Genomic DNA, 12,723 nt, shown 5'->3' with positions numbered 1-12,723 from the left:
ACCCTCACGGCATCGCAGTGATCAACGGCTGAAACGCCTGCGCCAAAATCGCCCCCACCACACCGTACACCGCCAGCCAAAGCCTTTTTTCCAATCGCTCCAGTGCCGCTTCGATCTTGTCCAACCGCTGCACCAAGGCTTCGTGCTGCAGCTTGGCCACCCGCTCATGCGCCTCCAGCCTCAGTGCAGGCGCGCAATCAAACGCCTCAAACCCATATCGCGTGTCTTCAGACATCCGCAGGCTCACCACTCAACGCCGGCAATCCCAACATTTCGCGCTTTTCCGCTGTGGTCAGAAAATCCGCACCAGTCACCCGTGCCCACTGTGCATCTCGTTCGACTGCCAACGCCGGCACCTGATCCAGATCCGGGCGCAGCTCCACCGGCTCTTCGGTAAAGCCCTTGAGCCATTCACTGACCCCCGCCACCACGCGCGTCGCCAACGGCAACACCGTCAGGCGGTAAAACGCCCGGTTGGCCTCCTGGTAATTGGCATAGGTCGCATCCCCTGGAATCCCCAGCAACATCGGCGGCACCCCAAAAGCCAGCGCAATCTCACGCGCGGCACTTTCCTTGGTCTTCTGAAATTCCATGTCAGATGGGCTGAAACCCATTGGCCTCCAGTCCAAACCACCTTCCAGCAGCATCGGTCGCCCGGCATTGCGCGCCCCCTGATGGTGCGTCTCCATCTCGCTCACTAGCCGGTCATATTGATCATTGCTCAGGCTGCCTTGCCCCTCGGCCCCCTTATAGACAATCGCACCCGAGGGCCGCGCGGCATTATCCAGCAGCGCCTTGGACCAGCGGCTGGCACTGTTATGCACATCCAGCGCCTGCGCCGCCGCCTGCAGCGGAGACAAGCCGTAATGATCGTCCTGCGGATGGAAGTTCTTCAGATGACAGATCGCTGATGGTCCATCCTGCACCTCGAAGCGGTGCTTGCGCCCACTCACGGCGTATTCATAGGCCACCGGCCAGCCATCCCCCCCAGGCAGCACGCTCATCCGGTCCGAGCGCAGCACATGCAGCTCCAGCGGGCATTCGCCCTCGCCGCCGCCCACGGCCTCCAGATAGGCATTGCCACTCAGCAGCAACTGCCCATAGAGCACCTCGAACAATTCCGCCCGCCCCTGCGCCATATTGGGCCGCTTAACCAGATCAAGCACTGGATGGGCACTATAGCGCATCACCTCATCTTGCAGCACCAGCGGCAGGCTCGCCGCCGCCTCGGCCAGCAGTTTGACACAGCGAAAGCCAATCGGATTACCCGCGAACCCCGTCCGCATCAGGCTGGCGGTATCCCGCGGGCTCCACAACACTCGGCCCGCATTGCCCCAGGCCACCACACGGCCAGCTGCACTTGCCTTTTGCTCTGGCGCAACCTGCTCTTGCCCCTGCCGGAAGAAATCCAAAATCATCTGTTCAAAGCTCCTCTGGCTGCCTCACGAGGGATGCTGTTCACCCCGGGTTGAAGCCATAAAACCGCCAAAGCTTTACGAAAGATTTATCAATGCGTGCGCTCGCCATTCGCCAACGAAATAAGGGTTTTCTTCCAATCCCAAGGAAATCTAAAAGGTTCAAACTTCCCACATCATCGTAATACTTTAATGATTATACTTTGCTTAACTGTGGCAAAGAGCACCTCAATGCCCGAAACAGCGCGCGCAGCGCGCCGGGCAGAGCCCGACCGCCCCATGGGCGGGCTCTTTTGCCATGTCAGCCATTTCAGATAAGTCGGATGTGAGTTGAAACATAAATCAAGATGCGACACCCGTATCAACGCCCACCCGCGGTCTGGCTCTGCCCGTGGCAACTTAAAATGTTCAAATCGACTAAATTATGCTCTTTCAGGAACGAGCAAAAGTTCTTCATTCTTTCTCAGGAATCGCAGCAATGCTTCATCAACTACAGAAAGCCTGCGAAAGGCCAGAACATCATATTTCTGAAGGCTTAAGGCGCACTCTTCTTCTGTAATTTTCCCACTTTCAAACTTCGCAAATTTATTGCCCGCTTTTTCTGCAAGATCGGCGCATTCGGACAATTCAACTTCTTTCAAAGCTGAGCATGTATCAAATAAAGTCTCCAAACCTCTGTTCAGAAAGTATTGCGTGAATCCGCCATTTAGAACTTCCCCAGAATAAATGAGGATTAACTGAACTTTCCATTCGGGATCACTCAGTCCAAGTTTTTTCAGACCGCTATCCAGTCGGCCACTCCAGAAGCCAGAAAGTGTCGCGACAGCCTCTATCGCATCGGTATCGTACAACAAGCGCTGAAAGTAGTTTTCGTTAATTTTCATTGTTCGCTCACCGCACGACAAACCTGCATACAAGTCGCACAATTACAAACTTTTAGTAAAGCTCCAACTCCGGAACCTCATAGAATTCAATGTAAATTGCGCTAAACAAGCGTTGTTCTCTCAAACCACCCGCACCTTCGGCTCTCGCCATTTTGCCGCCGGGGTGATCATCAGTTCCGTCAGCGCCCAGACCAGCGCATCCACCCGGTCCGGGCTGCCTTTGCCCTCAAACCCCTGCGCCGTCATCTGACCCATCTGGTCCTCCAGCTCCGCCAATCCCCGCGCATGATACACCCGGCCCTGCTCATAGAGCGCCGCCACCGGCTCCGCCCGTGCGACCTTGCCCCGGCTGGCATGCACGCACTTCACCGGCACCAGCGGATCGACCTGCCGGATCACCTGTTCCACCAGATCGCCGCCCTGGTTAACCTCTGCCACCAACCGCGACGCCCCATATTGTTCCATCGCCCGAATGGCCGCGCTGGCCCACCGCGTCGGGCTGGCGGCCTCGACCGTGCAATCGGCCAGCACATAGGCCCGCCAATCCTGCACCGGGCCTTGCGTCACGGCCCCCGCCACCACGATCCCGCAGGAATCTGATGTGCCCTTGCCTGTCACTGGCGGATCCACCGCCACGATCACCCGGTCCAACTCCGGCAAGTCTTCAACCTGCAAGGCTGACAACATGGCGCTGGTCCACAAGGCTCCCTCGGCCTCATCAATCAACACGCCGTCCAGCTCCTGCCGCCCCAGTCGGGTCCCAGCATAGCGCGCCCGAACTTCATCCAAAAACGACTGCGCCAGAAACGCGGCATTGGCCTCGGTCGGAGCCTGCGTCACAACTGTGCTGTCCTGCGCCAGTACATCCTTTAAAACGCCCACGTTGCGCGGCGTCGTGGTCACGCAAACCTGCGGATGCTCCCCCAACCGCAAACCAAACTGCAACATATCCCAGGTCGCCCGCGCCTTGCGCCATTTTGCAAGCTCATCCACCCAGGCCCCGTCAAACTGCGGTCCTCTTAACGCCTCCGGATCATGCGCCGAAAACACCTTGGCCACCGCCCCGTTGGGCCAGATCAATTGCTTGCGCGTTGCCTGCCACACCGGCCTGCGATCCGGCGGTGAACAAGCCATGATTCCGCTTTCGCCAAAGACCATCACCTCGCGCACCTGCTCGATGGTCTCGCCGACCAGTGCAATCGCCCGGCAGCGACCTTCATCCAGTGGACGCGCGCCTTCCACCTGCGCCCGCACCCATTCGGCCCCGGCGCGGGTTTTCCCCGCGCCGCGCCCGCCCATCACCACCCAGCTGTGCCAATCGCCCTCTGGCGGCAATTGATGCTCCAACGCCCAGAACTCAAACAGATAGGGCAATGCCAACAGCTCGCCCTCGTTCAGGTCATTCAGGAAATCGTCCTGGGCATCGCGCCCTTCTGAGACGATCCAATCGGCAGCAGATCGAAGCCCGGGCTTCGGCAAAGTCGAGCGCGTAGTCGTAAACAATGCCCTTGTCTCGTTTGTTGCGTTTTTCAAGTTGTGCCTCCGCCTCGATGGCGATTTTCAGCCATTGCCGGATTTCCGCAATCGCCCGCCCCGCCTCTTTCAACTCTCCCAGATCGCCCGCCCTGATGCGCTCGTATCTGGCCTCCAATTCCTCGCGCATATCCGCCAGCTGACGCTCCAATGCGGTGATCGAGGTGGTCAGGCCCGAAGGCCCCGTATCGGGGGTGATTAATGTCATAAGTGCTCTGCCTCATCTGTTGTGACACCCCTCTTTTCGCGAACGCCTCGCCGCGTTCTGTCCAGTGCAGGCATTAGGATCAAAGACAAAGGTTAATCAGACGAAAGCGCGGCGCACGCAGCGTCAACCACAAAAAACAAGGCCCCCCGAAGGGAGCCTTGCCACTGAATTTCCTATACGTTCAGAGCGTCAGATTACTGAAGCTCTTCCGTGCATTTGCGCGCCTCATAGATCGCGTTTTTTGTGCCAGCAAGATTGATTGTGTAAATGTAAGGCGTGTCAGGGAAAGCAATCATCTCGCCTTCTTTTTCAAGATCCTTGACGAAGTTCGGGTTGTTCACCCGAATGTAGCCACCCTTGTAGCCATCTTCCAGACCAGTGCCGACACCCGAGGCTTCACCCGTGTAGACATTATCATTCACCAAAACGACAACCTCTTTCAGGCCTTCTTGAACTTCAGCACTTTGGGAAAATGCTCCGACGTAGCCGTAGTCACCGGACTTCGACAGGCCCATCTGCACCAAGCCACCGTTGTCGCCCTTCTGGGCAATCAGGCAGTGCTTTCGGGTGTTGTTTTGGTAGACGGTCCAAGGGCCGGCCGTACGATAAATTGCGATATCATCGTCAGCTGATGGCAGGACATCGGCGTCAGATGCAATTGCAGGTGATGCCAGAACCACTGCAATGGCAGCGCATGTATTATAGAACTTTTTCATGTTTCTCCCCATAGAATTAGTCAGGTTCTCAAAAACAGACGCCCTCCTGAGATGGCGAGCGTCCGGCGTAATCTGTTCGCACAACCACAATATGTACAAATCAGACATAAGATACAGTCTTTTTTACTCAAAACTCAAAAAATCTCGCAACTTCATCTGGATAAGCAAGAATACCGTACATATCCAGACCACTATCAGACTATGTTGTTTACGATCACAAGGCAAATTCGGATCAATATTCCTTTTTCAGACGCTATTCTATACCGATCTGTCTCTCCAAGAAACGAGAGCATCCTTCAGCAAACGCAAACACTCTAACCGTCTGTTCTGCTCTGGGTAGTACAGGTAAAATGGCGGCAGATCGCGTCTATACTTATCCAGAATTGTCTCAAGCCGCCCAGCTTCCAAATGATCTTGCATGGTCGCACGCAAGGAAAAACCTATGCCATGTCCTTCGCTGGCTGCTTGAGTCACGCCTGCGACCTGATCAAAGATAATCCTGCCAGATGGATCAATCAGTTTTTCCTGTCCTTCCTCGACAAACCGCCACTCTGCCAACTGGTTCGCGGTAGGCAATTTATACCGAATGCATTGATGCTTCAGCAGATCGCGGGGATGTGCAGGACAACCATGTTTTTCAATGTAAGACGGTGCTGCAAAGAATACCAAATCAAGCGGATGTGTGATCCGCACGGCCACCATGTCGGGTGCCAGGGATTCTCCCAGCCGAATGCCTGCATGAAACCCTGCGCGGTTAATATCCACCAATTCTTCATTCCACGACAGGTCCAGCTTGATTCCCGGATAATCCGCCAGAAATTGCTCCAACACCGGTGCAAGTGCCGTCATGTAAGCGCCACGAGACAGGCTCAGGCGCAAGGTGCCGGTGGTTGATGTCCCCAGTTCCTTGGTCTTTTTCACCGCATAGGTCATGTCCCGATAGGCCGGAGCCGCCGCTTCGAACAAAATTCGCCCGGCTTCTGTCAGTTCAATTCTGCGCGTTGTCCGGATAATCAGGCCAACGCCCATTTTCTCCTCCAGCGCTTTGAGTTGCAGGCTCACGGCTGGCGGTCCAACCCCAAGTGCCCGAGCTGCGGCACGCAAAGATCCTTCCTGAACAATCGTCAGAAAGACTTCGATTCCCTGAATTGGAGCACGGTCCATTATTTAATTTTACTAATGAGTTTGATTATAATTCAATGTCTATTCAAATACCGGCACTCAAATAACATGAGGCACATACTTTAGTCACACACAGGTCTATGCCGTGAGCCTCACAGATTTATCCAATCGCCCCCAAAATCTGAGCCGTGGAATTACCTTGGTCATCGCAGCTGCATTCAGTATTTCGCTGCAGGATTTGGTGATCAAACTATACAGCACGCAACTGACGCTGTGGCAAATCTTCGCCCTGCGCGGGGTGCTGATGCTCCCCCTTCTTTATGCCGTGGCATGGTGTCGTGGCGTGCATAGAAATGTTCTTCGCCTCGCTTTGCAGAGGTGGGTGATGCTTCGCTCCCTCTTTCTGGCATCGACCTTCCTCGCCTTTTATGCCGCCCTGCCCTTTCTCAATTTATCGACTGTTGGGGCGGCAAATTATGTCGCTCCCATCTTCGTGACATTGCTCTCCGCCTATGTGATTGTCGAACCTGTTGGCCCGCGCGGCTGGTTTGCAGTGTTGATCGGTTTCCTCGGGGTAGTGATGTTGCTGCAACCCGGTACCGATGCGTTTTCCTACTGGGCCATCCTGCCCCTGATTGGTGCCACCTTCTACGCACTGGCCCACATCACGACACGGGTAAAATGCCATGACGTCCCGCTTTCAGCAGTGGCTCTCTCGCTCAACCTCGTTATGATGGCAGCAGGTATTTTGGGCAGTCTGGTAATCACAGCTTTTCCCCCAACTGACGTACTCACCCAATCCTACCCATATATTTTTGGAAAATGGGGATCGCTTGGCGTTGCAGAATGGCAGATTCTATTCCTGCTCGCCTGTCTCTCGCTTGCCATCTATATGCTGCTTGCTGGCGCATATCAGGCCGCTCCACCATCAAACGTAGCTACATTTGAATATAGCTACCTGATCTTCGTTGTGATTTGGGACTATCTGTTTTTCGCACTCTTACCGAATGCGCTATCTATTTTCGGAATGGTTTTAATCGTCAGCGCAGGTTTGATGGTTTTGCGTAAACAACGCTAGCCATCAAACCGTCAGGGGTTTGTGTGCGTTTTAGTGGGCATTGCGTACATGATGTACGCAATGCCTGTTATTGACTGTTACGCTCGGCTTCGATCTTGCGCCATTCCGCCACATTGGCGTTATGCTCATCCAATGTCTTGGCGAAGGCGTGCCCACCGGTGCCATCAGCCACGAAGAAGATATAGTCTGTACTGTCAGGGTTGACTGCGGCCTCTATGCTGGCCCTCCCGGGGTTGGCAATCGGTGTCGGCGGCAGCCCTTCAATAATGTAAGTATTAAAGGGCGTTCCCTTACGAAGCTCACTTTGACGCAAACCACGTCCCAAGATGCCCTTGCCTTCAGTGATGCCGTAAATCACGGTCGGGTCTGTCTGTAGACGCATGCCCCGGTTCAGACGATTAGCAAAAACGCTCGCCACTTGGCGACGCTCTTCGGCCAATCCGGTTTCTTTTTCTACAATCGACGCCAAAATCAACGCCTGATAGGAATCTTCTAGCGGCACATCATCCGCTTTCGAGCCCCAAGCTTCAGCAAGGATATATTCTTGTTTTTGCTGCATTTCTTGCAGAACTTCAGTTCGGGTATCACCGCGACGAACTTCGTAACTATCCGGCGCCAGCCAACCCTCACCGGGAATCTCGGCGACTTCACCATCCAGAACATCAGCGGCTTTCAAACCCTGAACAATTTGCCAACTGGTGACCCCTTCTGCCACCGCAATCCGATACCGTGTATCCGACTCGTCACGCACGGAAGTATAGGCCTCGGGTGCTTCATCTTCATTAGGATTAAAGGATGCAACTTCAACGTACTTTTCGGTTTCGGTATCCAATTCGCGCACCAGCGTTTCCAACGACGTGACACCAATTCGATAGACAACCTCAGTCCCACATGTGCTCGCGCCACCTTTGGTGACCAGTTCCACGATATCGCCCATGCTGGACCCTTCCGGGATCAGCCAGCTACCCGCTTTCAGAGCACCACTTTTATCCGTGTACTCCGCACCGAGACGAAAGATTGTACCGCTCGAGATCGCGCCCTGCTCTTCGAGGTTTTCCGACACCCGCCGCATGGTTTGGCCACGCTCCACCCGCAGACACATCTGATCCGCCAACGGGCCTTCAGATGCATACTGGTTCTTGCCCCACAGGATTACACCCGCCATCAAGAAGATCAGAACAATCAGACATGTCAGTGCGTTAGAGGCAATATGCCGCCACATTAGCGCAACTTCCCGACACACAGACTGGCATTCGTTCCGCCGAAGCCAAAGCTGTTGGACATGGCGATATTGATCTCACGCTCACGCTTGGCTTTGGGTGCCAGGTCCAAAGGTGTCTCAATTACAGGAGTGTCCAGATTGATCGTCGGCGGTGCAACTTGATCGCGGATCGCTAGTATCGAGAAAATCGCTTCAATTGCACCGGCTGCTCCCAGCAAGTGACCGGTAGAGGATTTGGTCGAGCTCATTGTTGCATGGCTCGCCTTGTCGCCCAGCAAACGCTCAACAGCTTTTAACTCAATTGTATCCGCCATGGTGCTGGTACCGTGCGCGTTGATGTAATCCACCTCAGATGCTTCGATACCGGCGCGCGCCAATGCTGCCTGCATCGCGCGGAACCCACCATCGCCATCTTCAGACGGCGCCGTGATGTGATACGCATCACCCGACAGGCCGTAACCCAAGATCTCGGCATAAATCTTCGCACCGCGCGCTTTGGCATGCTCGAGCTCTTCCAGAACCACGATGCCCGCACCTTCCCCCATGACAAAACCATCACGATCTTCATCATAAGGGCGGCTTGCCGCCTGCGGGACATCGGCCCGTTTGGTTGACAGTGCCTTACAGGCGTTGAATCCCGCAATCCCGATTTCGCAAATCGCCGCCTCGGCACCACCCGCCACCATGACGTCCGCATCACCAAACTGGATCAGCCGCGCCGCATCACCAATGGCGTGGGCGCCTGTCGAACAGGCCGTCACAACAGAATGGTTCGGACCTTTGAAGCCATAACGAATACCAACCTGACCGGAAATCAGATTGATCAGAGCACCCGGAATAAAGAATGGGGAAACCCGGCGTACGCCTTTGTCACGAATGATCAGCGTTGTTTCCTCAATGGAGCGCAAGCCGCCGATGCCTGAACCGATCATCACACCTGTACGCAGCAGGCTCTCTTCGTCTTCAGGTGTCCAGCCAGCGTCTTCAACGGCTTGCTGAGCTGCCGCCATACCGTAGAGGATAAAATCATCGACCTTACGGCGCTCTTTTGGCGCCATATAGTCGTCAGCATTGAAGGTGCCTTCGCTACCGTCCCCCAAGGGCACTTCGCAGGCGTATTTGGTGGCAACGTTTGATGCATCAAACCGTGTGATAGGACCAGCTCCGGATTGACCATCCAGAATCCGTTTCCAGCTTTCTTCAACCCCATCGGCAAGAGGGGTAACCAATCCCAGACCGGTGACGACGACTCGACGCATCCTACTGTCCTTTCAACGCAATCTTTCGCTGCTCATATCCTGCCTTGCCCCCCGGGGGCAAGTCCAACGCGTACGGGCGCGCAAAAGCACGCCCGTTTTTGTTATATTTGGGGGATTTATTGGAACTCGGCAACCGGTTCTGGTTCGGCACGACCAGTTAGAAGCGCCTCTTCCAGATCGATATCCTTCGAAAGGATCGCTTTACCAATCAGCGTTCCCGAAATGTTATGAACATACTTCAGACGAGCAACATCATCAACATTGCGCACTGTCCCGCGCGCAATCACCTGATGGCGCGTTTTCGCCGCGAGATTGGTGATGACACCCAGGCTTGCATCCTGGTCCTCTATGTCGGCATCAATATCGGTCACAATAACACCAGCCAATGGAACGTCTTCAAACGCCTTTATAAAATCCTCCGGGTCAAAAGCGCTCTGCGTGCGCCAACCTTCAGTCATTACGGCACCTTCAAACACATCAACGGCCAAAACGATTTGGTCAGGGTGCGAACGTGCCATCTCTTTAACCCATTCAGGCTCGCGTGCGGCCATTGTACCAAGAACAATTCGGCCGGCCCCTTTGTCAATCCAACGTGCAACACCCTCACGGGCGCGGAAACCACCACCAAGCTGGATCGGAATTCCCGCCTGACGGATCATCTCCTCGATAAGATCACAGTTATCACCATCGGAGGCCAACGCGTTTATGTCAGTGACATGCATCCATTCCGCACCTGCCGCCGCAAATTTGCGCGCGGTTTCAATTGGATCGACGTGCCAAATGACTGGTTCTTCCAGCCGACCGCGTGTCAGTGAAACACACTTGCCATTGTGAAGTTCTATTGTCGGATAGATGATCATGATGAGGCGCCCTTTCTATCAACTCCGCTCTGCTTTGAATGACAGAGTTCTGTGTCTTTTAAGTGTAGTTCGAAAAAACGATTTTACCAAATCGGCAATTAACGCCCCGATTACGTCATAGATTGCAGAAAAAAGAAAGGCCCCGAATAATCGGAGCCATCCTGCATTTCATAAATGTGAAGTGTATTAAGACGCTTCGGTGATGAATTTTACTGCATCGCCAAAGGATTGAATGGTTTCTGCGGCGTCGTCAGGAATTTCGATACCAAATTCTTCTTCAAAGGCCATGACCAGCTCGACCGTGTCAAGGCTGTCTGCGCCCAGATCATCGATGAAAGAGGCATTCTCTACAACTTTGTCCTCTTCCACACCCAGGTGCTCAACAACGATTTTCTTTACGCGGTCTGCGATATCGCTCATGTCATTTTCCTCATCTTTTGTCAGGCCTGTGGCCTCAGGTCCGCCCCTGCTCGTGCCGGGATACGGCGTTGGTTTTGCCCCTCCGGGCGGTTCATTCTGTCCGTTTACACGGGTCGCCAACTCAGAAATTCCTCCTGCGTCAACGAGTCTGCGCCGCCTATATCACATGCCGCGCTAATGGCAAACGTTTTCACAAAGTGGGGCACCTGCAAAAAATTGCAAGCCCCCCGCATAATTACAGCATCGCCATGCCGCCATTGACGTGCAGGTTCGATCCCGTCACGTAACCGGCTTCCGGGCTGGCCAGATACAAGACAGCCGCAGCAATTTCTTCGGGTGCACCCATACGGGCCGCCGGGATTTTACCGTTGATGGCGGCCTTTTGTTCATCGTTCAGCTTGTCGGTCATCGCGGTAGCGATGAAGCCCGGCGACACGACGTTGGCAGTTATACCGCGACTGGCGACCTCATAGGCAATGGATTTGGTCAGTCCGACCATCCCCGCCTTAGACGCGGCATAATTCACCTGACCGGGGTTACCGGTTGATCCCACAATCGATCCGATGTTGATGATCCGGCCCCAGCGTGCCTTCATCATCGGGCGCATAACACCCCGGCACAACCGCATGGTTGAGGTCAAGTTCACATCCAGCACGTTCTGCCATTCATCATCCGACATGCGCATGAAAATCTGGTCGCGTGTGATACCGGCGTTGTTCACCAGAATATCCAGCCCGCCCATCGCAGCCGCCGCATCTTTGGTCAGGGCATCCACCGCCTCTGGATCACCCAGATTGCAAGGCAGCACATGCGCGCGGTCACCCAACTCAGCCGCCAGCGATTCCAATGGTTCAACACGTGTGCCGCTCAGGCCCACGGTTGCTCCAGCGCCATGCAATGCCTTGGCAATCGCGCCGCCAATACCACCCGATGCGCCCGTGATCAGGGCTGTTTTACCAGTCAGGTCAAACATGATTTTATTCCTTTTTCTTCGGCAAACCCAAAGCTTGCCAGCATCTCATCAACTCAATGAATTCTTAAGCCTGCAGCGCTTCTGCCGCAGCTTTGACTTCATCCGGTGTTCCCATGTTGCGGCAAGCCAGAGTGCGATCAATCCGACGCACCATCCCACTCAGGGCTTTACCAGCACCGATCTCCCAGATCTCGGTGATCTCATGCGCGGCCATAAACATCACGGATTCACGCCAGCGGACTGACCCAGTCACCTGTTCTACCAATAGGGAGCGGATCTTTGCCGGGCCACTGATCGCTTCTGCTACAACATTGGCCACGAGTGGCACAGCCGGGCTTACGATGTCGACTTCTTCCAGTGCCTGCGCCATGACGGTCGCTGCTGGCTCCATCAAGGCACAATGGAACGGCGCGCTCACCGGCAGCAACACCGCGCGCTTTGCACCACGTTCTTTGGCTAGATCAACAGCACGGTTCACCGCATCGGCATGGCCAGAAACAACCACCTGCCCGGGGTCATTGTCATTCGCGGCTTGGCAAACTTCGCTCATCGCGGCCTCTTCAGCCACGGCTTTTGCCGCGTCAAAATCGAGCCCTAGCAGAGCAGCCATCGCGCCAACACCAACTGGGACCGCCTCTTGCATGGCTTTACCACGTGTCCGCAGCAAACGGGCGGTATCAGCCACGCTGATCGCACCCGCTGCGGCTAACGCAGAATATTCGCCCAAAGAGTGGCCAGCGACCATCGAAGCGGCCTCGATCGTCACACCTTCAGCCTCCAATGCACGCATCGTTGCCAAAGAGGTTGCCATCAATGCAGGCTGTGCATTCTGTGTCAGGGTCAGGTCTTCTTGCGTGCCTTCCCAGATCAGATCGGACAGTTTTTCGCCCAAAGCATCGTCAACTTCGTCAAAAACCACTTTCGCTGCCGGATAGGCGTCGGCAAGCGCCTTGCCCATGCCAATTGTCTGTGCACCCTGCCCCGGAAATACAAATGCTCGACCCATATTCTGCTTATCTCCCTGATATGTCCC

Annotated in this window: 14 protein-coding genes; 1 reads left to right on the top strand and 13 read right to left on the bottom strand. The window is 54.9% G+C overall.

Going from position 1 to position 12,723, the window contains the following annotated elements:
- Positions 1-4 precede the first annotated feature (4 nt).
- From ROA7450_RS11015 to ROA7450_RS10985, 7 genes are all read right to left on the bottom strand, one after another.
- Positions 5-235, bottom strand: a complete 231-nt coding sequence (locus ROA7450_RS11015) for a GTA head formation protein, RCAP_rcc01685 family (protein ID WP_085805771.1) — start codon at positions 233-235, stop codon at positions 5-7.
- Positions 228-1,418, bottom strand: coding sequence for a phage portal protein (locus ROA7450_RS11010; RefSeq protein WP_085805770.1), 1,191 nt, complete (start codon positions 1,416-1,418; stop codon positions 228-230). Before ROA7450_RS11010 ends, ROA7450_RS11015 begins: the two co-directional genes overlap by 8 nt.
- Positions 1,419-1,837: 419 nt before the next feature.
- Positions 1,838-2,299, bottom strand: coding sequence for a DMP19 family protein (locus ROA7450_RS11005; RefSeq protein ID WP_085805769.1), 462 nt, complete (start codon positions 2,297-2,299; stop codon positions 1,838-1,840).
- Between the two features lie 120 nt (positions 2,300-2,419).
- Positions 2,420-3,742 carry a DNA-packaging protein gene (locus ROA7450_RS11000; protein ID WP_442475975.1) on the bottom strand — a complete coding sequence of 441 codons (1,323 nt, stop codon included), beginning with the start codon at positions 3,740-3,742 and terminating at the stop codon, positions 2,420-2,422.
- A complete protein-coding gene (locus ROA7450_RS10995; RefSeq protein ID WP_085805767.1) occupies positions 3,699-4,040 on the bottom strand; it encodes a hypothetical protein in 342 nt (113 codons plus the stop codon). The genes ROA7450_RS11000 and ROA7450_RS10995 overlap by 44 nt, the downstream gene beginning before the upstream one ends.
- A 194-nt stretch (positions 4,041-4,234) precedes the next feature.
- Positions 4,235-4,756, bottom strand: a complete 522-nt coding sequence (locus tag ROA7450_RS10990) for a hypothetical protein (protein ID WP_085805766.1) — start codon at positions 4,754-4,756, stop codon at positions 4,235-4,237.
- Between the two features lie 258 nt (positions 4,757-5,014).
- Entirely contained in the window at positions 5,015-5,920 is a 906-nt protein-coding gene (locus ROA7450_RS10985; RefSeq protein WP_085805765.1) for a LysR family transcriptional regulator, read from the bottom strand.
- A 103-nt stretch (positions 5,921-6,023) separates the two neighbouring features.
- On the opposite strand from ROA7450_RS10985, the gene ROA7450_RS10980 reads away from it, so the two are divergent.
- Entirely contained in the window at positions 6,024-6,956 is a 933-nt protein-coding gene (locus tag ROA7450_RS10980; protein ID WP_085805764.1) for a DMT family transporter, read from the top strand.
- A gap of 67 nt (positions 6,957-7,023) precedes the next feature.
- On the opposite strand, the gene mltG is transcribed toward ROA7450_RS10980, so the two are convergent.
- The 6 genes from mltG to fabD all read right to left on the bottom strand — a co-directional run bounded on the left by mltG (position 7,024) and on the right by fabD (position 12,696).
- Positions 7,024-8,178, bottom strand: a complete 1,155-nt coding sequence (gene mltG / locus ROA7450_RS10975) for an endolytic transglycosylase MltG (RefSeq protein WP_085805763.1) — start codon at positions 8,176-8,178, stop codon at positions 7,024-7,026.
- Positions 8,178-9,437, bottom strand: a complete 1,260-nt coding sequence (gene fabF, locus ROA7450_RS10970; RefSeq protein WP_085805762.1) for a beta-ketoacyl-ACP synthase II — start codon at positions 9,435-9,437, stop codon at positions 8,178-8,180. Before fabF ends, mltG begins: the two co-directional genes overlap by 1 nt.
- A 116-nt stretch (positions 9,438-9,553) precedes the next feature.
- Positions 9,554-10,297 carry a 1-(5-phosphoribosyl)-5-[(5-phosphoribosylamino)methylideneamino]imidazole-4-carboxamide isomerase gene (locus ROA7450_RS10965; protein WP_085805761.1) on the bottom strand — a complete coding sequence of 248 codons (744 nt, stop codon included), beginning with the start codon at positions 10,295-10,297 and terminating at the stop codon, positions 9,554-9,556.
- 186 nt (positions 10,298-10,483) lie between these two features.
- Positions 10,484-10,717 carry an acyl carrier protein gene (locus tag ROA7450_RS10960; RefSeq protein ID WP_085805760.1) on the bottom strand — a complete coding sequence of 78 codons (234 nt, stop codon included), beginning with the start codon at positions 10,715-10,717 and terminating at the stop codon, positions 10,484-10,486.
- A 235-nt stretch (positions 10,718-10,952) separates the two neighbouring features.
- Complete coding sequence (gene fabG, locus ROA7450_RS10955; protein ID WP_085805759.1) at positions 10,953-11,690, bottom strand: 3-oxoacyl-[acyl-carrier-protein] reductase; 738 nt, start codon at positions 11,688-11,690, stop codon at positions 10,953-10,955.
- A gap of 64 nt (positions 11,691-11,754) precedes the next feature.
- A complete protein-coding gene (fabD, locus tag ROA7450_RS10950; RefSeq protein ID WP_085805758.1) occupies positions 11,755-12,696 on the bottom strand; it encodes an ACP S-malonyltransferase in 942 nt (313 codons plus the stop codon).
- Positions 12,697-12,723: the final 27 nt, after the last annotated feature.

It is taken from the genome of Roseovarius albus (assembly GCF_900172335.1).
Classification (GTDB): Bacteria; Pseudomonadota; Alphaproteobacteria; order Rhodobacterales; family Rhodobacteraceae; genus Roseovarius; species Roseovarius albus.
Note: the sequence above shows the minus strand (reverse complement) of the source record. Positions and strands in the feature narration are given on the sequence as shown.

Excerpts from the sequence above, each read along its gene's own strand:
- ROA7450_RS11015 (WP_085805771.1), bottom strand. The coding sequence starts at position 235 with ATGTCTGAAGACACGCGATATGGGTTTGAGGCGTTTGATTGCGCGCCT.
- ROA7450_RS11010 (WP_085805770.1), bottom strand. The coding sequence starts at position 1,418 with ATGATTTTGGATTTCTTCCGGCAGGGGCAAGAGCAGGTTGCGCCAGAG.
- ROA7450_RS11005 (WP_085805769.1), bottom strand. The coding sequence starts at position 2,299 with ATGAAAATTAACGAAAACTACTTTCAGCGCTTGTTGTACGATACCGAT.
- ROA7450_RS10995 (WP_085805767.1), bottom strand. The coding sequence starts at position 4,040 with ATGACATTAATCACCCCCGATACGGGGCCTTCGGGCCTGACCACCTCG.
- ROA7450_RS10990 (WP_085805766.1), bottom strand. The coding sequence starts at position 4,756 with ATGAAAAAGTTCTATAATACATGCGCTGCCATTGCAGTGGTTCTGGCA.
- ROA7450_RS10985 (WP_085805765.1), bottom strand. The coding sequence starts at position 5,920 with ATGGACCGTGCTCCAATTCAGGGAATCGAAGTCTTTCTGACGATTGTT.
- mltG (WP_085805763.1), bottom strand. The coding sequence starts at position 8,178 with ATGTGGCGGCATATTGCCTCTAACGCACTGACATGTCTGATTGTTCTG.
- fabF (WP_085805762.1), bottom strand. The coding sequence starts at position 9,437 with ATGCGTCGAGTCGTCGTCACCGGTCTGGGATTGGTTACCCCTCTTGCC.
- ROA7450_RS10965 (WP_085805761.1), bottom strand. The coding sequence starts at position 10,297 with ATGATCATCTATCCGACAATAGAACTTCACAATGGCAAGTGTGTTTCA.
- ROA7450_RS10960 (WP_085805760.1), bottom strand. The coding sequence starts at position 10,717 with ATGAGCGATATCGCAGACCGCGTAAAGAAAATCGTTGTTGAGCACCTG.
- fabG (WP_085805759.1), bottom strand. The coding sequence starts at position 11,690 with ATGTTTGACCTGACTGGTAAAACAGCCCTGATCACGGGCGCATCGGGT.
- fabD (WP_085805758.1), bottom strand. The coding sequence starts at position 12,696 with ATGGGTCGAGCATTTGTATTTCCGGGGCAGGGTGCACAGACAATTGGC.